Below are 21,602 nucleotides of genomic sequence, written 5' to 3'. Positions count from 1 at the left end.
CGACGCTCGCCTAATTTTCAGCGGGCGCGTGGTGAGCCGGCAGCTGGTGCATGGCCAGCCGTATGGCCCCCTGCGGTTTGAGGTGGAGCCGGGCACGGTTTGGAAAGGCGCCGCGGCAGCCCGGGTTGTCATTTATTCCGACCAGAGCAGCTGCGGCACCGACTTCGAGCCGGGCGAAGAGTACCTGTTCATCTTGTCCGGCTACCCTGGTTTCCGCTCCGATTCGCTGGTGCTGGGCCGGTGCAGCGGTTACCACGTGCCTATGCATCGGGCCGATGTGCTCGGGCTGGTGAAGGCATTGTACGTCCCCGCGCTGCGCGCCAACCTGGGGGCCGCCGGCCCGCGTCTGAATGCCAGTGAGGCCGAATACTTTGCTGGTATACTGCCGGACACGGATTTCGATTTTACGAATCAGCAGCTTGGTTTTTTTCTGGACCGCCAGCCCATGACCAAGCAGCAGTACCTGGACCGGTTCCTGACCGTGCGGGTTCTCCACGAGTTGGTCGTGTTCACCCCGCAGGAGCGGGCGGCGGCGGGCGGCTACGCGGCGGCGCTGGTGTCGTGGAGTAAGATGGCGGGGCGGCGCAAGCCGATTTCGCCGAAGTTCCGCCGCCGGCTGGTGCGGCGGCTGGCCAAGGCGCAGCCGGGCCAGCACCTGCGCTAGCAGGAAGGCAGAGCCGGATAAAAAGGCCACTGAGAGACAGCCAAGGGCCTTTGCTACCGTTCTGCTCGTGGCAAAATGGCAATCCTGAGGCGGGGGTGGCCCGTATGTAGAAGTGCTGGGCGGGCACATTGGCGGGTCCGGCCGGGTAGACGAGGGTACGCGCTTTTCCATCCTTTTGCCCTGACTTCTGCCTATGAAAACCCTGCTCATCGACGACGACCCCACTGTTGTCTTCTTCATCGAACTCCTTTTTCAGCGGGCCGGCCTGGCCGATGCCCTGACGGTTTTGCAGTCGCCGGCCCAAGCCGTGGCTTATTTGCAGCAGCAGGTGCAGGCCGGCACGCCGCCCGAGGTGGTGCTGCTGGATTTGAACATGCCTCTGATGAGCGGCTGGGATGTACTGGATGCCATTAAGCCCTTGGAAGCAAGCTTGCTGGGGCGCTGCGTGGTGTACGTCTGCACGTCGTCCCTTGCCCCCTACGATGCGGCGCGCGCCCAACAGTACCCGCTGGTGGAGCGCCTGCTGCAAAAGCCCCTCAACCAAGCCGGACTGCAGGCCATTCAGGAGCGAGCTGCGCAGCACGCGCAAAAACGGGCCGCCAGCGCTGGCTAAGCCGACGGCAAGCCCTCAGCTAGCGCCGGGCCGAAAAACAACATCTTTATGTCATACCGCCGCGTGGTTTTGGGCCGGACCTTTACGCCATGACCTTCCCCCTCGCCTTGGCCATTATCGAAGACCAGGCCGCCATCCGCGAAACCCTGCACGAGTACCTCTGCGCCCAGCCCGAGTTCCGCTGCGTGGTCATTGCCGAATCGGTGGAAGAATTTCTGGCCCTGCTGCCCGCGGCCGCCATGCCCCCCCAGCTCATCCTCTCCGATATCGGCCTGCCCGGCCTGACCGGCATCGAGGGCATCCCCTACATTCTGGCGCAGCTGCCAGAAGCCCAGGTGCTCATGCTCAGCGTGTACGCCGACGCCGAGCGAGTGTTTGAGGCCCTGCGGGCCGGGGCCGTGGGCTACCTGCTCAAGAATACGCCCCTGGCCCAGCTCAAGGAGCACCTGCTGCAGGTCGCAGCCGGCGGCTCGCCCATGAGCCCGGGCGTGGCCCGCTTCGTGGTGCAGGCATTTCGGCAGCAACCGGCGGACGCTCCAGTCGACATCTCCCTCGACCAGCTCCTGCCCGAGCCGCTTACTTCGCGCGAGCTGGAGGTGGTGCGCGGCATCGAGGACGGGCTGAGCTACAAGCTCATCGCCGAGCGCCACCACATCAGCCTCGACACCGTGCGCAACCACATCCGCAGCGTGTACCGCAAGCTGCAGGTCAACTCCAAGGGCGAGCTGATGGCTCACGCCCTCCGGCGCCGGCGCAGCTAGCCCGCCGGTGCGGAGGATGAGTGTGCGTCAGCACCGCGCCATCAAGCGCGTGGTCGGATAGCCACCGTTGCACAGGGGCGGCAGTTTTGGCTTCCGGCGCGGCGCGGAGCCTTTTGGTATTGGGCTGGAGAGAAGCGGCTACCGGCGCGTCCACGCTCCTATCTTTGTCGGATTGCCTGCGGCCAACCCTCTATCAGTTAGCCGTTCCGCAGAGCGCGAAGGCAATGTTGCTTTGGTTCCTTTCCTACCTGCTTATGTCCTTTTTTACGCTACCGGATTCCCAAATTGCACGAATACCCGCCGTTGGCCGCCTGGCCCTGGCGAGCGCCGGGCTGGCGCTGGCCACGCTGCTGCCCGACGCAGTCCGTGCTCAGGCCCCTACCTGGCAGGATGCGTTTAGCGGCAACAGCAACCAGCCCACCAGCGGCACATCGGATGCGAACGCCACGGCCGTAGACGCGGCGGGCAACGTGTACGTGGCCGGCAGTTTCTCCGGCCAGGTAACATTCGGCAATATCCGACTAGTGAGCGCCGGCGGACAGGATACGTTCGTAGCCAAGTGGGACGCTACGGCCAAGACCTGGACCAGCGTGGTGCGGGGCGGTGGCACCGGCATCGATGCCTGCACGGCCATTGCCGTAAGCAGTGTGGGGGGGTACCACCAGCGTGTACGTCACGGGCACTTTCGCCAGCGGCACCGGGGCCAGCATTGCCGGTGCTGCCCTGGCCGGGGCGGGGGGCACTGATGCGTTTGTGGCCAAATACACCGATACCGGCTCCGGTCTCACCGGCGGCGGGGCGCTGAGCGGCGGCGGCACCGACGAGGACGCGGCCACGGGCATTGCCGTGAGCCGCGTGGCCGGCGTCAGCCGGGTTTACACCGTGGGCTCCTTCAAGAGCGGCACCAGCGCGAACGTGGCCGGCACCGCCCTAACCGGGGCCGGCGACGACGATGTGTACGTGGCCAGGTACACCGACAGTGGCACCGGCTTGTCTAACAGCGGCGCTGTGCGCGCGGGCGGCGCCGGCAGCGACCTTGGGTTTGCCGTGGCCGCGGCCAGTGGCGGCAACACCACCAGCGTGTACGTGACGGGCCGCTACGACAGCAGCACCGCAACACCATTGCGGGCACCAACATGGTTGGAGAAGGCACGTACGACGTCTTCGTAGCCAAATACACCGATACCGGTGCCGGCCTGAGCGGCGGCGGAGCCGTGGGCGGCGGCAGCAGCAGCTTTGACCAAGGCAGCGGCATTGCTGTCGCTCAAAGCGGGAACACCAACAGTGTGTACGTCACGGGCTACTTCAACACGAACTCCGGCGCCCGCATCGCAGGCAGCACCCTAGTTGGCGCCGGTAGCCTTGACATCTTCGTAGCGAAGTACACCGACAGCGGCACGGGCCTGGTCGGGGCCGGGGCCCGCACTGGTGGCGGCCCGCGCACCGACGGCGGCAATGCCATTGCTGTGGCCAGCGCCGGGAGCACTACCAGCGTGTATGTGACGGGCTACATTGAAAGCGGCGCCCCTGCCGGTGTGGCCGGGACGACCCTGACCGCGGTCGGGCCAGTCAATACACTCGACATTTTCGTGGCCAAGTACACCGACAGCGGCACGGGCCTTACCAGCGGCGGGGCCGTGCGCGCCGGCGGTACTGGCATTGAGCAAGGGGCGGCCCTGGCCGCCACGGCGAGCACCGTGTACCTGGCAACGAGCACCTTCAGCAACATGGCCTACTTTGGCAGCAGCCCGGCCATGGCCACCCCGCCGACTTCCGGCATCCTGGCCCCGCTTGACGCGGGCACCCTGGCCTGGCAACCCATTGCCTTCCCGCTGCACGGCGGCACCTCCATCGTGCGGGACCTGGCCGTGGAAGCCGGCACCGGCAACGTGTACCTGACCGGCTACTTTGACGGACAGGTGGCCTTCGGCGACATCCAGCTGCTGAGTGCGGGCTTGTCCGACCTGTTTGTGGCCAAGTGGGACGCCACCGCCGGCGCCTGGACCAGCGCCGTGCAGGGCGGTGGCGTCAACGATGAACAAGCCATTCGCATCGCCTTGAGCAGCGCCGGGGGCACCACCACCGTGTACGTCGCGGGCTCGGTCAGCAGCGCCAGCGCCGGCATTGCCGGCAGCACCCTCACCGGCACCGGCACAAATGCTGACCTCTTCGTGGCCAAGTACACCGATACGGGCACCGGCCTTACCGGCGGCGGGGCCCTGAGGGGCGGCGGCTCCGGTGCGGATGACTGCTACGGCCTGGCCCTGAGCCGCACCGGCAGCACCACCAGCGTATACATCGCCGGGTCCTTCGGCACCTCCGCGAACCCCATCAGCATTGCCGGCACCACCCTCACTGGGGCGGGAAGCCGCGACATGTACGTGGCCAAGTACACCGACAACGGCGCGGGATTGGTCGGGGCAGGCGCCGTGAGCGGCGGCGGCACCGGCACCGACCAGGCGGAGGGCCTGGCCGTGAGCAGCGCCGCGGGCATCACCAGCGTGTACGTGACCGGCCTCTTCGCCAGCAACACGGGGGCCAGCATCGCCGGCACCGCCCTGGCAGGGGCCGGTGGTTCGGACATGTACGTGGCCAAATACACCGATAATGGCACCGGCCTGGTGGGCAACGGGGCGGTTTCGGGCGGCGGCACCGGCTCCGACTCGGGCAGCATCGGCCTGGCCCTGGCCAGCGTGGGCACCACTACGAACGTATACGTCACGGGCTATTTTGGGAGCAACACCGGCGCCACCATTGCCGGCACTGCGCTGGCCGGCAAAGGCAATGCGGATATGTACGTGGCCAAGTACATCGATAATGGCACCAGCCTAGCTAACGGGGGCGCCGTGGAAGGCGGCAGCGCCGAAGGCGTCGACCAGGGGCTGGGCCTGGCCGTGAGCAGCGCCGCGGGCATCACCAGCGTGTACGTGACCGGGCTCTTCACCAGCGGCGCGGGCGCGACCATCGCGGGTACCACCCTGCCCGGCGCCGGGGCCCGGGATATCTTCGTGGCCCGCTACGCCGACAGGGGCCGGGGCCTGGTCAACCGCGGGGCGGTGGCCGGGGGCGGTCCTGCGGTCGACCAGGCGTTCGCCATTGCCACGGGCGGCGTCGGCCTCTACATAGGTGGCTCCATTACGCCCACGGCCACGTTTGGCAGCACCACCCTCACTACCCCCGCCGCCACGGTCATCAACGTGCTGGGCCGCTTGGCGCTGCCGGCCCTTGCGCCCCTGCCCGTGGAGCTGACGCAGTTCACCGCCGCCCTCGCCGGCCCGGCCGCCGTGCGCTTGGCCTGGGCCACGGCTTCGGAGCAAAACAGCCAGGCGTTTGAAGTGGAGCGCAGCACCGACGGCGCAAGCTTTGCCGGCATTGGCACGGTGGCCGCGGCCGGCAACAGCAGCAGCGCCCGCGCCTACGCCCTGCTGGACGCCAACCCGCCAACCCACCCATCTACCCTCTACTACCGCCTGCGGCAAGTGGACGCCGACGGCACGTTCAGCTACTCGCCCGTGCGCACCGTTGCCCGTACCGGCGCAGCCGCCGGGCTAAGCCTGTTTCCCAACCCTGCCCAGGGCGGCGCGGCCATCCTCACGGGGGCGGCCCCCGGCGCAGCGGTGACGGTGTATAACGCACTGGGTCGCCCCGTAGCCGCGGCCACGGCCGACGCCACCGGCACGGCCGCGCTGGCGCTGCCGGCCGGGCTGCCGGTGGGTGTGTACCTGGCGCGGACCGGCGTCGGCGCCTTGCGCCTCACGGTGGAGTAGCGCGGCCTGATTGAGGTTCCTGTTTGTTCAGGATGTTAGGGTGGGCCCTGCACAAAAAGCCCCTGGCCATTGGCCAGGGGCTTTTTGTGCGCTGCATTTTGGCACGCTTCAAACGTTCCAAAAGGGTGTAACGGATGGAAGCGGCCGCACGAAACCTGTTTGTGCCGTTGATTATAACATTGCCGGGCTTTCCGGAAACAGGGGCAAGCCCCTTTCATCCATTGGGGAGCGCATTGCCGGCAACGGGGCCCTCCCCGTAGTGAGTGCGGAGGGCCCCGTTGCCGGCGGGTAACGCGCTGCCGGGCACGGGGAGTCCAGCTTGCCCAACGAGAAGTTCACCGCCGCAGCCGGGGAGCATGCTGCTGCCGGTGGGGGCCCCACGGCCGCCGCCAAAAACCGCCCCGCCGGACTAGGGGCCTACCCTGCCAGTGGCGGGAACGGCCCCGCCGCCAGCGGAGCAGGCGCGCCGGGTGGGCTACCCGGCACGGGGGTGGCGGGGCCCGCAGGCCGGCTACCCTACACCGAAGGCAGCGCATCCGGTCCCGGCCCACCGGTTGCGGACCGAGCCAACGAAAATCAGGTAAAACTACTCCTATTAATCAGGTAGATATACGCGCATGGTTGGGCTTGGCACGGGTATAGCTTTGAGTCATCCTTCGGGACCGTTATTTTTTTCTTCACTTTTTACCCCTGTCACATGCCCATTGATTGGTACCCCCGCCGCGAGGCCGAGCGTCGGCTGTTTCTTCAAAACTTCGTCGACACCATTGCCGACGCCACCACCCTGCTCAAGCAGCCCGCCGGCACCTATAAGGAAGCCGCCGAGGCGGCCCAGGCCGAGCTGGATTTGGTAGGCCTGCGCGACGCCGCGCAAAAGGCCCTCGACACAGCCCAGCGCAACCTGAGCGCGCAGGAAACGCTGACCTCGACGGCCGTGCGGGCCGGCGTGAAGCAAATTAAAAACACGATGAACGTGCCGGCCGAGGTTCTCGACTTGCTGGAGCTGACCACCACCCCAGCCAAGCCTGCCGAGCGCGTGGCCGCCGAGGCCCCCGTGCTCAAGGTGAAGATGGACGGCATCCACCCCAGCATTCAGTGCGTCAAGCGCGGCTTCGATGCCGTGCAAATCTGGTGCTGCCGCACTGGCGAGAAGGATTTTTCTTTGCTGGCCACCGTCACGCACCTGCCCTATTTCGACAACCGCCCCAACGGGGAGCCCGCCGTGGCCGAGCAGCGCGACTACTTCGCCTATTACCTGAAGCGCAACGAGGTGGCCAGCGCCCAGGGCCCCACCTACACCCTGCTGGTGCCCGGTGGCAGCCACGCCTAAGCCGAGGTGCAGGCTCCGTTGAGCGGGTAAAACCAGCCGCTCGCCCGTAATTTTGGCTTCGAACAGGTCCGTGCAGTAGCTGCGCGGGCCTGCATTTCGTTAGTGGAAGTTCGGCCGTCGGGGCAGCGCGCGCCGGTCTGCCGTTGCCCGGCCAGTTGGCCCCGCCGCGCACTGGGCGGCCCCGGCTGCTCCGGTTTTATGACAAAAATTACGTTGCCTTCTTTGCCTGCACTACCCACTCCCCTGGCCCCGGGGCCTCGGCTATTCTACTTCGGCTTGCTGCTGGGCCTGCTGCTGGCCGCCGGCCAGGGCCGGGCACAGGGGCCACCGCTACCCCTTAAGCGCCTGGCCGTGGTGCGCGACAGCCTGAACCGCCTGCTGGCCCGCGACACCCGCCCCGACACCCAACGCGTGGGCCGCCTCAACACCCTGGCCTTTGCCCTGCGCGTGAACGCGGCCGACACCTCACTCCTGCTCACGCGGCAGGCGCTGCGGCTGGCCCGGCAGCTGCGCTTCGAGCGCGGGCTACTGGAGGCACTGTTCAACCTGAGCTACTACCAGCGCGCGCACAGCCAGTACGACTCGGCCATTGCCTCGGCCCGGCTGGCGCTGCCCCTGGCCGAGCGCACCGGCAACCGCTACACCCAGACGCGAGTGTACTACAACCTGGCCCGCATTTACCTGGAGCAGGGCAACTACGCCGCCGCCCTCGGGCCCAGTCTCGACGGGCTGGCGCTGGCCCGCGCCCTGGGCAGCCCCCGGGTGCTGCTGTTTCAGCTGGTGACGGCGGCGCGCATCGAGCTGGCCCTGGGCGAGTACGCCACCGCCCGCGCCTACGTGGCCGAGGCCCGCCCCCTGGCCCCCGCCGCCCACGACCTGCTTTCGACCGGCTACCTGCACCAGGTGGCCGGCGACCTGAGCCGCCAGCAGCAGCAGTGGCGCACCGCCCGCGACCAGTACCGCCAGGCCCTGACCAGCTACGCGGTGGTGTTCAACAAGCCGGGCCTAATTGACATGCAGCTCAGCATGGCCGAGATGACCGAGCGCCTGGGCGACTACGCGGCCGCGCGCTCGGCCGGCCGGGGGCTGCTGCGCCAGGCCCACGCCGCCAGACGCCCCGAAATGGAGGCGCGGGCGGCCCTGCTGCTGGCCCGCGCCTGGCTGCCGGCCCGGGCCGACAGCACCCGCCGCTACGCCGCCCTCGCGCTGGCCATTGCCGGGCCGGGCCAGCTGCGCCCGCAGGCCCGCGACGCGGCCCAGGTGCTGGCCCAGGCCCACGACCGCCTGGGGCAGGGCCACGCCGCCTACCGCGCGCAACTGCTGGCCAGCGCCTACGCCGACAGCATCGGGGGCGAAGACACCCGCCGCCGCCTGGCCGCCGTGCAGGCCCGCGCGACCCGCTCGCGCACCCAGGTAGAGCTGAACGTGGCCCGCCAGCGCGAGCGCCTGCTCCGCCAGCAGCAGGAATTGGAGCAGCTGCAGACGCAACGCCAGCTGGTGGGCATCGGCGCGCTGGTGCTGGGCACGCTGCTGGCAGCCGGCTGGCTGTTTTGGCGCTACCGGCGGCGGCAGTTGCTACAGCAGCAAACGCAGGATGCGGCCCTGCGCGCCCGCCTGGCCGCCGACCTGCACGACGACGTGGGCTCGCTGCTCACCCAAATCAGCCTGCAAAGCGACCTGCTGCGCGAAACCCCCGCCGCCCCCGCCCAAACCCTGGCCCGCCTCGAACGCCTGAGCGACACCAGCCGCCGCGCCGCCCGCCAGATGGCCGATGTGGTGTGGGGCCTGCACGCCAGCGCCGCCGAGCTGCCGGAAGTGCTGGCCCACATGCGCGACCACGCCCAGGAAGTTCTCACCACCCAAGGCCTGGCCGTGGACTTTGCCGTGAGCGACGCGGCCGCGGCTCGCCGCCCTTCGCTGGTTACCTGCCAAACGCTGTACCTCATCTTTAAGGAAGCCTTGCACAACGTGGTGAAGCATGCCCACGGCGCCACCCAGGTAACGGTGCAGGTGAGCGCAAGCGGCGGCCAGCTCTGCCTGCGCGTGCGCGACGACGCCCCCGGCCCCGCTCCCACCGCCCGCCCCGGCGGCCACGGCCTGGCCAACATGCGCCGCCGCGCCGAGGACGCCGGCGGGGCGTTGCATTTCGTGGCCGAAGCCAAGGGGTTTGGCTTGGTGGCCTGCCTGCCGGGGTAGGAAGGTGGGGATGGGGCGACTGTTGTTTTGGCTGTCATCCTGAGCGCAGCGAAGGGCCTTCTCACGCCGGCGCTGTTTGAATTAGTGCTAGTCGTTCAAACAGGAGAAGGTCCTTCGCTGCGTTCAGGATGACAGCTAAACCCGTGAGAGGCCGTTCTTTTGTTACCTGTTCCCTATTTCCTCTTCCTTATTCCCCTGCCCCCATGTACGACCTCATCGGCGACATTCACGGCCACGCCGCGGAGCTACGCCAGCTGCTCACAAAGCTCGACTACGCCCCCGACGCCGCCGGCGTATACCGCCACGCCGGCGGCCGGCAGGTGATTTTTCTGGGCGATTTCATTGACCGCGGCCCGGCCATCCGGGAGACGCTGCAAATTGTGCGCGGCATGGTGGACGGCGGCGCGGCCCTGGCCGTGATGGGCAACCACGAGTTCAATGCCCTCAACTTCTGGACCTTCGACCCCAGCGGCGGGCACCTGCGGCCCCACCTGCCGCACCACATTCTGCAACACCTCGAAACCATTCGCGCCTTTAATGGCAAGGAGCTGTTTGCCGAGTGGCTCGACTACCTGGCCTGGTTCATGCAGCTGCCGCTGTACCTGGAGTTGCCGGGACTGCGCGTGGTGCACGCCTGCTGGGACGCCCGCTACATTGCCCAGCTGCGCCAGTGGCTGCCCACCGACCGCCTGACGCCTGAGTTTCTGCTGCGCGCCAGCCGCAAGGGCTCGGCCGAGCTGGACGCCGTTGAAATCACCCTCAAAGGCCACGAGACCGACCTGCCCGGCGACCACCACTTCTTCGACAAAGACGGCCACCGCCGCACCAAGATGCGCACCGCCTGGTGGCGCGACCCGGCAGCTGCCACCTACGACGACTATTACCTCGAACCCATCGCGGCCTTGGCCGGCCAGCCCGTGGACGTGGCCGCCCTGCCCAGTCCGGCCTACTACCAGGACGAGACGCCCGTCTTCTTCGGCCACTACTGGCTGCGCGGTGAGCCGCGTATTCTCACCCCGCACTCCGTGTGCCTCGACTACAGCGTGGCCAAGGGCGGCGAGCTGGTGGCCTACCGCTGGCAGGGCGAGCGGGAGCTCACGCCCGCGGGCCTGGTGCGCGTATAGCACAATGTAGGGGCGGGGCTCACCCCCGCCCGGTAGCCGGCCCCGCTACGGCGGAATCGTGCAGCGCCCGGGCGGGGGCAAGCCCCGCCCCTACATCGTTCGGCCATGCGACCTTTCGCGCCGTTCCCCGTTCTTTGGGCTTTGGCGGCGCTGCTGCCGCTTCCTTCGCTTTTCCTGCTTCATGCGTTTCCTGCCCGCAGCCTTGCTGCTCCTGCCCCTGGCCACCCTGGCCCAGCCCACGCTGCCCCTGCCCCGCAACTACGAGCCTCTTTATGCCAAAGGTACCCGCAGCGCCAGCGGCCTGCCTGGCCCCAACTACTGGCAAAACGCGGCCGACTACGACCTGGCCGTGAACTTCGACCCGGCCGGCCGCCGCGTGTCTGGCACCGTGGATATTAAGTATTTCAACAACAGTCCCGACTCGTTGCGGCAGCTCTGGTTTAAGCTCTACCCCAACCTATACCAAAAGGGCGCGCCCCGCAGCAAAGCCTTCGCGCCGGAGGACATTGGCGAGGGCGTCAAAATCCTCAACCTGACCATCAATGGGGAGAATTTCGACGTCAATAAGCTGCCCATCAACGGCACCAATATGCCTGTGGCGCTGCGGCGGGCGCTGGGGCCGCGCCAGGTGGCCACGGTGCGCGCCACGTATTCCTACATCCTGAATAAAGGCTCGCACCAGCGCACCGGCGAGATTGAGCCGGGCGCCGCTTTTGTGGCCTACTTCTTCCCGCGCATCGCCGTGTACGACGACCTCGACGGCTGGAACCGCGTGCCCTACACCGGCGACCAGGAATTCTACAACGACTTCTGCAATTTCAAAGCCGCTGTTACCGTGCCCAAAAACTTCGTGGTGTGGGCCACCGGCGACCTCACCAACCCCACGCAGGTGCTCACCCCCAAGTACGCCCAGCGCCTGCGCGAAGCCGAGCAGAAGGACGCCGTGGTGAGCATCATCAGCGAAGACGATGCCAAGCGGCGCGACATCACCCCGCCGGCCGACCAGAACACCTGGCGGTTCGAGGCGAAAAACGTAACGGACTTCGTGTTTGCCACCGCCGACCACTACGTGTGGCAGAGCACCAGCCTGGTGGTGGACCCCGCCACCAAGCGCCGCACCCGCGTCGACGCCGTGTATAACCCCAAACATCAGGACTATAAGGAAGTCATTGACTTCAGCCGTAAAACGGTGGAGGCCATGAGCTACCAGTTTCCGAAGTGGCCCTTTCCCTACGCCCACGAAACGGTGTTCGACGGCCTCGACCAGATGGAGTACCCCATGATGGTGAACGACAACCCCACCGACACCCGCGAGGACGCCATCACCCTTACCGACCACGAAATCTTCCACACGATGTTCCCCTTCTACATGGGCATCAACGAAACGAAGTACGGCTGGATGGATGAGGGCTGGGCCACCATCGGCGAGTGGCTGATTTCGAGCATGATTGACCCGAAGGTGGACGACAACTACGGCATCAAGCCCTACGCCGACCAAGCCGGCGCCGAGGGCGACCTGCCCATCGTGACGCCCAGCACCCAGCAAAACGGCAGCGCCTTCTTCCTCAACTCCTACCCCAAGCCCGCCCTGGGCTACCTCTACGTGAAGGACTTGCTGGGAGACGAGCTGTTCACCAAGGCCCTGCACACCTACATCCGCACCTGGAACGGCAAGCACCCCCTGCCCTACGACTTCTTCAACAGCATGAACACCGGCGCCGGCCGCAACCTGAACTGGTTCTGGCAGCGCTGGTTCTTCGACGGCGGCTACCCCGACCTCGCCATCTCGGCCGTCAATAAAACCGCTACCGGCTACGACCTCCTGGTGACGGCCAAAGGCCGTAAGCCCGTGCCCGTAGACGTCACCCTCACCTTCGCCGACAACTCGACCCAGAAAATCCACCGCAGCATCGGCGTCTGGGAAACCGGCGCCACCACCGTCACGGTGCCTGTCGCGGCCAAGCAGCAACTGAAGCGCGTGACGCTGGGCAGCACCCTCGTGCCCGACAGTTTTCCTAAGGATAACGTGTGGGAGGGGAAATAATAGAATCTCAAATGCCTAAGCAGTTAGCCGCGCCGCTTTTCCAGATTTTGCAAGAAGAATTACTTTACGGCAATGAAGTAAGGGAAGAATCCGCCTGGCCGCCAAATTGTGTGCTGCTAATCATTCTGGAGCGAAAGTTTCACAAACCATACGTTCTAGCCCCAGGAGTTGAATTTCGCAGCGTCGACGACCCTCATTATTGGTATGCTGAGTATAGTTACCAAACGGTGGAGGGCTGGCACACCTTAGCTTGTCGGTTTACTTCGCCCGCTTTTCCTGAATAAATCAACGGATAATGATGCGCCGTCCCCGCCCGGCCGGCAGTTTTAATGCGTCCAAGCCCTACCTTTGCCCGCAGTGATGGGTCGCCCCACCGCGGCGCTTTTGGGCGACGAGGAAAGTCCGGGCAACGCAGAGCACCCTGCTTCCTAACGGGAAGGACTGGCGCGTATAATGCAAACCAGGACAGCCAGTGCCACAGAAAATACCGCCTACGTCGCCCTCGGGTGGCCGGTAAGGGTGAAAAGGTGCGGTAAGAGCGCACCAGCGGGCGGGTGACCGTCCCGGCTGGGTAAACCTCAGGGGTTGAAAGACCAAATAAGCTGGTACGCCGGCGCTTCTTCGGAAGCCTCGGCACCGGGCGGCTCGTCCGGCGCCAGCGGGTAGGTTGATGGAGCCTTTCGGCAACGACTGGCCTAGATAAATGGTGGGGACGCGGCTTCGGCTGCGCACAGAACCCGGCTTACAGACCCATCACCTCGCATCAAAAAAGCCTTCCCGGCACCGGGAAGGCTTTTTTTGTAGCTTACGGGCTGGGGGCCGCCCCACTGGTCAGTCGGGCGCCCGACTGACCAGTGGGGCGGCCCCAAACGCTTCCCGGCTGCCCGAATGCCCGTTGGGGCGGCCCCAAACGGCTGCCGGACGCCCGAATGGACATTGGGGCCGCCCCAACGGTTTCTCGGGCGTCCGACCGCCCATTGGGGCGGCCCCGGCGCCCGGCGCTATTTCTTGGCGGCGCGCACGGCCTTCACCTCGGCCACGGCCACGGCGCTGGCTTTGTTGCCGAAGCTGTTGCGCACGTAGGTGAGCACGTCGGCCATCTGCTGGTCGCTGAGGTGGGTTTGGGCGGGCATCACGCTGCGGTATTCCTCGCCGTTGATTTCCACGCCTTTCAGGCCGTTCACCAGCACGCCAATCAGGCGGGGCTTGTCGCCGAGCACGTAGTCGGTCTTGATGAGGGGTGGGTTCATGCCCTCCACGCCGCCGCCATCGGCCTGGTGGCAGCTGAGGCAGTTCTGGACGTACACAGATTTGCCCGACGCCAGCAGCGCGGCCGAAACCCCGGCCGTGGGTTTCTTGGCCGGGGTCTTAGCAGCTGGTTTCTTCTGGGCGAAAGCGGCCCCGCTGCTCAGCAGCAACGGGAACAGCAGCACAAATAGCTTCTTCACGAACAGGGTTTATTTCTGATTATAGACAATGCGGTAGATGGTGCCGGCCTTGTCGTCGCTCACGTAGAGCGAGCCGTCGGGTCCCTGGGCCAGGCCGCAGGGCTTATGGTCGGCACGGCCGCTGGCCACTTTTTCAGCCGAGCCGGCGAAGTTGTCAGCAAACACTTCCCACGGGCCGCTGGGCTTGCCGTTTTTGAAGGGCTGAAACACTACGTAATAGCCTTTCTGGGGCTCGGGCGCCCGGTTCCAGGAGCCGTGGAAGGCGATGAAGGCGCCGTTGCGGTACTTCTCCGGAAACATGGTGCCGGTATAGAACAGCAGGCCGTTGGGCGCGGTGTGGGCCGGGTAGGCCGCAGCGGGGTCCAGGTACTTGGCATCAGCCAGCTTCTGGCCGTCGCCGCCGTACTCGGGGGCCAGGATTTTCTGTTTCTTCACGGGGTCGTAGTACAGGAAGGGCCAGCCGGCGTTGGCGCCCTTGGTGAGGGCGTAGAGGCACTCGGCAGGCAGCTCGGCCGACTGCTTGGTGGTGTACATCGTGGGGAAGATGTCGTGCAGCTGGTCGCGGCCGTGCTGCATCACAAAAAGCTGGTTGGCCTGCGCGTTCCAGTCGAGGCCCACCACGTTGCGCAGGCCGGTGGCGTAGCGCGTGCCGTTGCCGTACTGCTGGTTCAGCTTGTCGGCCCGAAACTGCCAGATGCCGCCCGCCGAATCCAGAATCGGGCAGTTCTGCTGGCCCATCGAGCCCTTTTCCCGGTCTTTCACCTGGCAGGAGTTGGAGTAGGCGCCCACGTTCACGTAGAGGTTGCCGGCGTTGTCGAGCACGATAGATTTGCTTTCGTGCTCGCCGCGGCTCAGCAGGCCGCGCACAATCTTTTCGGGCTGCGCGGGGTTGGTCACCTCGCCTTTCGCGTCCAGCTTGTAGCGGTACACGTCCTCGTCCGACGAAGCGTAGAGGTAGCCGTCCTTGGCGTAAATGCCCGTGCCGCCGTAGCTGCCGAAGCCGCTTGTCACGGTGGCTTTGCCGCCGGTCGTGGGCTTCAGCGCCAGGATGCCTTTGCCGTCCTTGGCCCGGTTCAGCTTCACGTAGATGGTGCCCTGGGGCGTGACGGTGAGGTGCCGGGCGCGGCCGCCGGTTTCGGCCACCACCAGCGCGCCGAAGCCGGCAGGCAGCTTCAGGCCGGCGTTATTGGGGTCGGCCACCACAGCCGTGGGCCGGCTGGTGAGGGAATAGAGGCCGAAGCTGCCGGCCAGGGCCGCCGCGAGCAGCGCCGGGCGGGTCAGGTTGTTTTTCATGCGGGAAATGTAGGGTTAGAAAGAATGAGTAGAGCCGCGTAGTTGCGTCTCGTCGTTGAATGGTCAGCACCTGACTGCCGAAGTCGGTAAACGAATTGCGCAGGCGAGGAGACGCAAATATGCGTCTCTACTCCAGTCATTGCCAGCTTTAAACTCCTAGCGCCGCTTTTCGTTACCTTCGCGCCGCTCCCATCGCACCAAACGCAGTTCCCGCCCCATGCCCCGCATCCTCATCATCGACGACGAAAAAGCCATCCGCAACACGCTGAAGGAGATTCTTGAGTTTGAAGACTACAAAGTAGACCAGGCCGAAGACGGCCCCTCCGGCCTCGACCTGCTCATCCAGCAGAAGTACGACGTGGTGCTCTGCGACATCCGCATGCCCAAGATGGACGGCCTCGAAGTGCTGGAGCGCGCCCAGAAAATGGGCACCGACGCCGCCTTCATCATGGTGTCGGCCCACGGCAACATCGACACCGCCGTGGAAGCCACCAAAAAAGGCGCCTACGACTTCCTGCCCAAGCCCCCCGACCTCAACCGTCTGCTTGTGACGGTGCGCAACGCCCTGGACCGCACCAAGCTGGCCACCGAGACCAAGACGCTAAAAAAGAAGCTCTCCGTCACTTCCAAAGGCTCCGAGATGATAGGCTCCTCGGCCGCCCTCGGCACCGTGCGCAAGGCCATCGAGAAAGTGGCCCCCACCGATGCCCGCGTGCTCATCACCGGCCCCAACGGCGCCGGTAAGGAGATGGTGGCCCGCCAGCTGCACGAGCTCAGCAACCGCGCCCAGGGCCCCATGGTGGAAGTAAACTGTGCCGCCATCCCGTCGGAGCTCATCGAGAGCGAGCTGTTCGGCCACGAAAAAGGCTCCTTCACCTCGGCCGTGAAGCAGCGCATCGGCAAGTTTGAGCAGGCCGACGGCGGCACGTTGTTCCTCGACGAAATCGGTGACATGAGCCTCTCGGCCCAAGCCAAGGTGTTGCGCGCCCTGCAAGAAAGCAAAATCACCCGCGTGGGCGGCGAAAAGGAGATTTCGGTGAACGTGCGCGTGCTTGCCGCCACCAACAAGGACCTGCTGCAGGAAATTGCTGATAAGAATTTCCGCGAAGACCTCTACCACCGCCTCTCGGTCATCGTCGTGAAAGTGCCGGCCCTCAACGACCGTCGCGAAGACATTCCCGAGTTGGTGCAGAAATTTCTCAACGACATCGCCGCCGATTACGGCAACAAGCCCAAAAAAATCGACCCCGCCGCGCTCGAATACCTGCAGGCCCTCGATTGGCGCGGCAACATCCGCGAGCTGCGCAACGTGGTGGAGCGGCTGGTGATTATGAGCGACGACACTATTTCGGCAGATGACGCGAAGGCGTTTGCTGGGAAGTAGATTGAATTAATTACAGCAAAAAATGATGCCCCAGAATCACATGGTTCTGGGGCATCATTTTTTGCTGCTTTACGGGGGCTTACTTGTCGTAAACGGAACCAGGTTTAATTTGATAGTTAAATTGATTCTCTATAACCAACCCGTTTATGAATTTCCGCATTGACTTGCTCATGCCACTGAGAAAGAAATATGTATTCGCTCCTTGACCTAGCTTACCCTGCTTTTGTGCGGGAATATCAAGACTAGAATGTAGTCCATTACAACCGAGGCAAATAGTGATTTGCGCTACTGGTATCTCTTTCAAGAAGTAATCAAATCCGCAGTGTGGGTCAAAGCAGGCGGCGGTGCCCTGACCATAGGATTTTTTGTCACCTAGCTTGCTATTTAATGCTTTTATCATTACTCCGCTAAGCTCAACCTGCTTTGTGATGCGCTGAATCGGTTTACCGTCCTTCGTGAGGATAGAGCCTTTGTAAATTTTATCAGCAGCCTCTTCAAAATCGTAAAATAATACTTTGTCAAATTTGAGGGTCGAAAAGGGATTCCTCAACTGAGCTTCAGAAGAGAGCGAAAGAATTGATAAAAGGAATGAAAATAAAAGTCGCATAATTCGCTTTAGGAATGTCAGGCTTCTCTAGTTCGTACGAAGCAGCATGGTAAGGTAGGCAGACAACGGCATTCTATACCAGCTGATTGCACCCGCGCACGTCCGAATTATCCATCCGGCCCAGCACCTCAAAACCGCCATCGACGTGCATCCGCGCCAAATCCTTGGTTTCGATGAAAGCGCAGGAATCAATGTTGGCCAAATCAATCACATTGATAGCGCCATCCCCCCTACCACCGATGGAAAACGGGTCCGACGGGTCGCGCAGGAGCACACGCAGCGGCGCGGGGCAGTGGAAACGGCCGTCGCCGAGTGAATAAGCCTGGCTCAGCAGTTCCGTCATGCCGTACTCGGAATGAATACCGGCCGGGCCGAATGCCTGCTGCAGTTCGGCGTGCAGTTCCTCGCGAATCATTTCTCGGCGACGGCCTTTCATGCCACCGGTTTCGAGCACGGTGAGGCCTTGTAGCTCCGGCGCGGGGCCGGCTTCGGCGGCAAAATCCAACAGCGCGTAGCTCACGCCGATGAGCATGACGCGACGACCCGGCAGTTGCTTGGCTTCGGCCAAAGCGGCGCGCAGGGCGGCGTGGTCGTGCAGGAAAAAGGTGGGTTGTGTTTGGCCTGACTGCTGGGCAAAGTAGTCGACCATGGCCACCAGCGAGGAATTGCCCTGCTCCAGGTACGAGGGCAGCAGGGCCAGAAACGTCCAACCCGTGAGCGGGCCGTAGCTCTGCTCGAAGATGCGGGCGGCGTTTTCGCGGTACAGCGCGGGGGCGCGCACGAGGTGGCGGCTGCGCTGCTGCAAGGTGGTGCCGCTGCTCAGAAACAGCTCCTGCGCCTGCCATCCAGCCGGCTCAGTGCGCACCTCGTGGGTTTTAAAAAATTCGATGGGTAGAAACGGAATATCCGTTAGCCGGGCCACGGCGGTGGGGTTTCGGCCCAGCTGCGCCAGATATTCGGCATAGGGGGGGCAGTGCGCCGCCTGGTGCCGAAACAGCGCCAAGGCCGCCGTTTCAAAATCGTCCTCATTTAACGTCGGCAGGCGACGCAGAAACTCTTCGCGGAAACTCATGAGTAAACTTAGTGGTTAGCAACGCAGGCCGAACCAAGCTGCGCGGCTATTCGTTGAGAAAAACGTACTTTGGCGCCCTGTTCGGCGTTGTTCGACTGTCTCGTCACTATCTGCTTTTATGAACCTGTTTCGTACCACCACCGTCCTGGGCTTTGGCCTGGCTGGCCTGGGCCTCAGCAGCTGCCTCAGCGCCCCCGATTATCCGGTGGAGCCAGCAATTGATTTTAAATCGGTGGAAATGGTGGTTGTGCCCACCGGGCCTCGCACCGCCATCGATACGCTCAAGTTTTCGGTTGATTTCCACGACGGCGACGGCGACCTGGGCCTTTCCAACGATGACATAAAGGTAGCCCCCTATAATGCCACGACGGGCGGTTTCAAGGGCCGCTCCCCCCAGTATAATTACATCATCCAACCGTTCAAAAGAAGCGGCACGAACGGCAATTATACTTACACGAAGTTCGTGCTCAGCACGGAAGGCGAGTACGACGGAACCTACCCCCGCCTTGAGAAAGATGACACGCGCCCGGCCCCGCTAAAAGGCACCTTGACGTATGCTTTGCCGGTTAGCGTCGATGGAAGTGTGTTTAATCCGGGCGACACGTTCCGGTTTGAGATTACCATTATGGACCGGGCGCTGCACGCCAGCAACACCGTAACTACCAGCGACGTGACGCTGAAAGGCCCCAACTAGCCCGTGCCTTTTTGGCTTTAGAAGCCGTTTGCGTGCGCCGCATATTTCCCCCGAAGCTGGGCTGGGAGGAAATGTGCGGCGCACACAAACGGCTTTTTAGTAAATGTCGGGGAATTTCTCCGGCGCCACCTCGCTCATCAGCTCGTACACGGTGTCGAACACATCTTCGGCGTTGGGCTTACTGAAATAGTCGCCGTCGGAGCTGTAGGCCGGGCGGTGGGGCTGCGCGGCCAGGCAGCGGGGCTGCGAATCGAGGAAGCGGTAGGCACCCTGCTCGTCGAGCACCTGCTGCATCATGAAAGCCGTGGCGCCGCCGGGAACGTCCTCGTCGGCAAATACCACGCGGCTGGTTTTCTGCAGGCTGTCGGCAATGAGTTGGTCGGTGTCGAAAGGCAAGAGCGTCTGCACGTCGATGACTTCGACGGAAATGCCCACCTCGGCCAACTGCTTGGCGGCGTCCAGCACAATGCGGCACATCGAGCCGTAGGTCACCACCGTCACGTCGGTGCCTTGTTTCAGCACCTCCGGCCGGCCCAGCGGCAGCGTGAACTCGCCCACGTTGCTCGGCGTAGTTTCCTTGAGGCGGTATCCGTTCAGGGGCTCAATCACCAGGGCGGGCTCGTCGCTGCGTAGCAGCGTGTTGTAGAAGCCAGCGGCCTGCGTCATGTTGCGCGGCACGCACACGTGCATGCCCCGGATGCTGCCCAGAATCATTTGCATGGGCGAGCCCGAGTGCCAGATGCCTTCCAGCCGGTGCCCGCGGGTGCGCACGATGAGCGGCGCCTTCTGGCCGCCTTTGGTGCGGTACTGCAGGCAAGCGAGGTCGTCGCTCAAAATCTGGATGGCGTAGAGCAGGTAGTCCAGGTACTGAATTTCGGTGATGGGGCGCAGGCCGCGCAGCGCGGCCCCTATCCCCTGCCCCACAATGGTGCACTCCCGAATGCCGGTGTCGGTGATGCGCAGCTCACCGAACTTCTCCTGCAGGCCCGCAAAAGCCTGGTTCACGTCGCCAATCTTGCCTACGTCTTCGCCAATGGCGAAAATGGTCGGGTCACGCTGAAAGTTGGCGTCGAAGCAGGCCTGTAGTACCTCGCGGCCGTCTACTTGCGGGGCATCCGTGGCGAAGGCGGGCGCCACTTCCTCGATATTGCCCACAGCATATTCGCTCTGGCTGAACAGGTTGGAGTTGTAGCGGTCGGCGTTTTCGGCCAGCAGCTGCTCCAGGTGGCGCTGCAACACGCGGCGGCCGAAGCTGCGCTTCTCGTGGCGCACGGCGCGCAGCACGCGGCGGATGGTTCGCACAATGTCGGCCCGGATGGGCGTGGGGTTGGCTTTGAGTTGCTCCACCATTTCGTGCAGCGTGTTTTCGGTGCCCGTGTCGGCCACCAGCTTTTCGAGCAGGCCCACAGCCTCGTCGCGCTCGGCCTTGATGGGGTCAAAGAAGGCTATCCAGGCCGCGGTGCGGGCGGTTTTGATGGTGGTGGCGGCCGTTTTCTCAATCTCGTCAAGCTCCAGTTCGGTGGCGTGGCCTTCGGCCAGCAGCCATTCGCGCAGCTTGTGCAGGCAGTCGTGCGCCTCTTCCCAGCTCAGGCGGTCCTTGCTCTTGTAGCGTTCGTGCGAGCCGCTCGTACTGTGGCCCTGCGGCTGTGTCAGTTCCGTGACGTGGATGAGCACGGGCACGTGCTGCTCGCGGCACACGGCGGCGGCGCGCTGGTAGGTGTCGAGCAGGCCGGCGTAGTCCCAGCCGCGCACCACGAAGATTTCAAAGCCCTGCTCGCCTTCGCCCTCGCGCTGCAGGCCGGCCATGATGGCCGAAATACTCTGCTTGGTGGTCTGGTACTCGGCGGGTACCGAGATGCCGTAGTGGTCGTCCCACACGCTCATCAGCATGGGCACCTGCAGCACCCCGGCCGCGTTCAGGGCCTCGAAAAACATGCCCTCCGAGGTGCTGGCGTTGCCGATGGTGCCGAAGGCCACCTCGTTGCCGTTGGTAGACAAGTCGGTTAAGGGGTGTAGCTCAGGGTTTTGGCGGAACAGCTTGGAGGCGTAGGCCAGGCCCAGCAGACGCGGCATCTGGCCGCCGGTGGGCGAGATATCGGCCGAGGAGTTTTTGCTGTGGGCGAGCGGCTTGAGGTTGCCGTCATCGTCGAGCATGCGGGTGGCAAAGTGGCCGTTCATGGCGCGGCCGGCAGTGGCGGGCTCGGCCTCCACGTCGGGGTTGGCGTAGAGCTGGGCGAAGTATTGCTGCCAGGTGAGCTCGCCGATGGCCACCATGAAGGTCTGGTCGCGGTAGTAGCCGGCGCGGAAGTCGCCGTTCTGGAAGGCGCGGGCCATGGCCAGCTGCGGCACTTCCTTGCCATCGCCGAAGATGCCAAACTTGGCCTTGCCCATGAACACTTCCTTGCGGCCCGCCAGCGAGGCGTGCCGGCTTTCCCAGGCCAGGCGGTAATCGGTGAGAAAATCGGCCTTGGTGAGGGGCGCGCCTAGCGCGGGTTGGGCAGTTTCAGCAGCTGACATAGAATACGGGAACGGGGAAGTGGGAATTCTGGGGGAGAAAGGACGAAGGGCCGGAGCCACGCCGCAAAAATACGGAATCGGGGCCGGC

General features: G+C 64.5%; 17 protein-coding genes and 1 other RNA gene. 13 read left to right on the top strand and 5 right to left on the bottom strand.

Annotated features, from left to right (window positions below; translation table 11 throughout):
* The first annotated feature begins 28 nt into the window (after positions 1 to 28).
* From MTP16_RS16675 to rnpB, 11 genes are all read left to right on the top strand, one after another.
* A complete protein-coding gene (locus tag MTP16_RS16675) occupies positions 29 to 664 on the top strand; it encodes a hypothetical protein (RefSeq protein ID WP_243511860.1) in 636 nt (211 codons plus the stop codon).
* Between the two features lie 193 nt (positions 665 to 857).
* A complete protein-coding gene (locus tag MTP16_RS16670) occupies positions 858 to 1,277 on the top strand; it encodes a response regulator (RefSeq protein WP_243511858.1) in 420 nt (139 codons plus the stop codon).
* An 89-nt stretch (positions 1,278 to 1,366) separates the two neighbouring features.
* Positions 1,367 to 2,038, top strand: coding sequence for a response regulator (locus MTP16_RS16665; RefSeq protein WP_243511856.1), 672 nt, complete (start codon positions 1,367 to 1,369; stop codon positions 2,036 to 2,038).
* A 254-nt stretch (positions 2,039 to 2,292) separates the two neighbouring features.
* Positions 2,293 to 2,784 (top strand): hypothetical protein, encoded by a 492-nt coding sequence (locus tag MTP16_RS16660; RefSeq protein ID WP_243511854.1) that lies wholly within the window; start codon positions 2,293 to 2,295, stop codon positions 2,782 to 2,784.
* Positions 2,684 to 3,208, top strand: coding sequence for a hypothetical protein (locus tag MTP16_RS16655; protein ID WP_243511852.1), 525 nt, complete (start codon positions 2,684 to 2,686; stop codon positions 3,206 to 3,208). Before MTP16_RS16660 ends, MTP16_RS16655 begins: the two co-directional genes overlap by 101 nt.
* Complete coding sequence (locus MTP16_RS16650) at positions 3,175 to 5,805, top strand: T9SS type A sorting domain-containing protein (protein WP_243511849.1); 2,631 nt, start codon at positions 3,175 to 3,177, stop codon at positions 5,803 to 5,805. The genes MTP16_RS16655 and MTP16_RS16650 overlap by 34 nt, the downstream gene beginning before the upstream one ends.
* Positions 5,806 to 6,502: 697 nt before the next feature.
* Complete coding sequence (locus tag MTP16_RS16645) at positions 6,503 to 7,135, top strand: hypothetical protein (RefSeq protein WP_243511847.1); 633 nt, start codon at positions 6,503 to 6,505, stop codon at positions 7,133 to 7,135.
* Between the two features lie 222 nt (positions 7,136 to 7,357).
* Positions 7,358 to 9,331 carry an ATP-binding protein gene (locus MTP16_RS16640; protein ID WP_243511845.1) on the top strand — a complete coding sequence of 658 codons (1,974 nt, stop codon included), beginning with the start codon at positions 7,358 to 7,360 and terminating at the stop codon, positions 9,329 to 9,331.
* 203 nt (positions 9,332 to 9,534) lie between these two features.
* Positions 9,535 to 10,455: a metallophosphoesterase gene (locus MTP16_RS16635; RefSeq protein WP_243511843.1), complete on the top strand. Its 921-nt coding sequence runs from the start codon at positions 9,535 to 9,537 to the stop codon at positions 10,453 to 10,455.
* 181 nt (positions 10,456 to 10,636) lie between these two features.
* Positions 10,637 to 12,499, top strand: a complete 1,863-nt coding sequence (locus MTP16_RS16630) for a M1 family metallopeptidase (RefSeq protein WP_243511840.1) — start codon at positions 10,637 to 10,639, stop codon at positions 12,497 to 12,499.
* 357 nt (positions 12,500 to 12,856) lie between these two features.
* Positions 12,857 to 13,260, top strand: an RNA gene (rnpB, locus tag MTP16_RS16625) — RNase P RNA component class A.
* Between the two features lie 240 nt (positions 13,261 to 13,500).
* Here rnpB and MTP16_RS16620 read toward each other — a convergent pair.
* Both MTP16_RS16620 and MTP16_RS16615 read right to left on the bottom strand, forming a co-directional pair.
* Complete coding sequence (locus tag MTP16_RS16620; RefSeq protein ID WP_243511838.1) at positions 13,501 to 13,947, bottom strand: c-type cytochrome; 447 nt, start codon at positions 13,945 to 13,947, stop codon at positions 13,501 to 13,503.
* A 9-nt stretch (positions 13,948 to 13,956) separates the two neighbouring features.
* The gene (locus MTP16_RS16615; protein WP_243511836.1) at positions 13,957 to 15,240 is read right to left on the bottom strand and encodes a PQQ-dependent sugar dehydrogenase; all 1,284 of its coding nucleotides are present in this window, start codon (positions 15,238 to 15,240) and stop codon (positions 13,957 to 13,959) included.
* A 217-nt stretch (positions 15,241 to 15,457) separates the two neighbouring features.
* Here MTP16_RS16615 and MTP16_RS16610 point away from each other — a divergent pair, with 217 nt between their 5' ends.
* Entirely contained in the window at positions 15,458 to 16,624 is a 1,167-nt protein-coding gene (locus MTP16_RS16610; protein ID WP_243511832.1) for a sigma-54-dependent transcriptional regulator, read from the top strand.
* Positions 16,625 to 16,703: 79 nt separating this feature from the next.
* On the opposite strand, the gene MTP16_RS16605 is transcribed toward MTP16_RS16610, so the two are convergent.
* Together MTP16_RS16605 and MTP16_RS16600 are read right to left on the bottom strand one after the other, a co-directional pair.
* Positions 16,704 to 17,231, bottom strand: a complete 528-nt coding sequence (locus MTP16_RS16605; RefSeq protein ID WP_243511829.1) for a hypothetical protein — start codon at positions 17,229 to 17,231, stop codon at positions 16,704 to 16,706.
* A 73-nt stretch (positions 17,232 to 17,304) separates the two neighbouring features.
* Positions 17,305 to 18,303 (bottom strand): acyl-CoA synthetase family protein, encoded by a 999-nt coding sequence (locus tag MTP16_RS16600; RefSeq protein ID WP_243511824.1) that lies wholly within the window; start codon positions 18,301 to 18,303, stop codon positions 17,305 to 17,307.
* A 118-nt stretch (positions 18,304 to 18,421) separates the two neighbouring features.
* Here MTP16_RS16600 and MTP16_RS16595 point away from each other — a divergent pair, with 118 nt between their 5' ends.
* Positions 18,422 to 18,997, top strand: coding sequence for a hypothetical protein (locus MTP16_RS16595; RefSeq protein WP_243511821.1), 576 nt, complete (start codon positions 18,422 to 18,424; stop codon positions 18,995 to 18,997).
* 96 nt (positions 18,998 to 19,093) lie between these two features.
* Here the strand turns inward: MTP16_RS16595 and MTP16_RS16590 are convergent, their stop codons facing one another.
* Positions 19,094 to 21,514 carry an alpha-ketoacid dehydrogenase subunit alpha/beta gene (locus MTP16_RS16590; RefSeq protein ID WP_243511819.1) on the bottom strand — a complete coding sequence of 807 codons (2,421 nt, stop codon included), beginning with the start codon at positions 21,512 to 21,514 and terminating at the stop codon, positions 19,094 to 19,096.
* Between the last annotated feature and the right edge of the window lie 88 nt (positions 21,515 to 21,602).

The sequence above is a fragment of the Hymenobacter monticola genome (assembly GCF_022811645.1).
GTDB lineage: Bacteria > Bacteroidota > Bacteroidia > Cytophagales > Hymenobacteraceae > Hymenobacter > Hymenobacter monticola.
The sequence above is the reverse complement of the archived record's forward strand: the minus strand, read 5'-3'. Positions and strand labels throughout refer to the sequence as shown.